Here is a 1,219-nt window from a genome sequence, read left to right as displayed (position 1 = left end):
AAATCGTACCACAAGCCAACATGATCACATATCTACCATTCTTATCAGCCGAATTAGTAGCCTATGCTAAACTTAGCGCTATCAGTCGGTTGGGCTTAGCTCATCATGATAAGTGCACTAATATTACCGGCTGAGCACTAAATTATAAAAATAGCGAGGCATAGCTCTTCAAATGAGCGATACAGATTATTACAGTGTTCTACGTATAAAAGCATTCAATGATTTAGCAAATCGAGCAAAACCAGGCATTTTTATTTATGCCATCGTTTGGTTTGCCATTGCGTTCTCGCTTAATCTGCATGAATCAAGCCCTCTATTCTTCCAAATCAATAGCGGTCTGATTGTCTTAATATTTATCACTCGCTTAACCCATCTATTTCTACGAAAACAAGTAGACAAACATAACGTCAACTTCTTAGAGATGTGGCTTACAACAAGCATTCTTCTTGCGGCGTTGCACTGGGGATTGATGAGCGCGTGGATTTTCTATGACAGCGAATTGACGAACATTGAGCCACCGATGCTCATTGTTCTAGCCGCCTTCGCAATGGGGGGAACCAGCACTTTAAGCATCTCTCCACTCATTCGAAAACTTTATCCAGTCGTTTTATTTTATCCAAGCATTATCTATTTCTTATGGAATCAAAACGCTAATGACCTCTTATATGCAGGCTTAATGGTCACGTCATGGGGATATATTTTAATTGCCTCAAAATCAGCCGAGCATGATTATTGGCAGGCTATTTCAAACAATCTTATTGCCGAAGAACGCGCCAAAGAACTTGAAAAACTAAGCGTCACTGACCCTCTCACTCAAATCAAAAACAGAATGTTTTTCGATGCCGAGTTTGAAAAAGAATGGCAAAGAGGTGCTCGCTTGAAATCATGNCTATCCATATTGATGGTAGATCTCGATTACTTTAAACAGATTAATGATAACTATGGCCATATCTTTGGCGATGAAGTTCTAATCAAAGTCGCGAGCTGCTTGTCAGAAACACTTATGCGCCCTGCAGATTGCGTTGCACGATACGGCGGTGAGGAGTTTATATTATTACTTCCTAACACTGGCGAAGAAGGCGCATCAACAATCGCAGAACGTTTAACCAGAAAAGTAGCTGAACTGCACTTTGAGCATGATGAAAAGAAAGTTCAAATCACATGTTCTATCGGCGGTGCAACGGCATACCCTCACCCAAACCAAGACCGCGCAGACCTT

1 protein-coding gene is annotated in these 1,219 nt (G+C 41.1%); it reads left to right on the top strand.

What is annotated here, in order from left to right; all coding sequences use genetic code 11:
- Nucleotides 1-172 precede the first annotated feature (172 nt).
- Nucleotides 173-1,219, top strand: a 1,047-nt coding sequence (locus tag A3739_RS16375) for a GGDEF domain-containing protein (RefSeq protein WP_068502086.1), incomplete at its 3' end; no start/stop codon positions are given.

This window comes from Oleiphilus sp. HI0067, from assembly GCF_001635735.1.
Note: the sequence above shows the minus strand (reverse complement) of the source record. Positions and strands in the feature narration are given on the sequence as shown.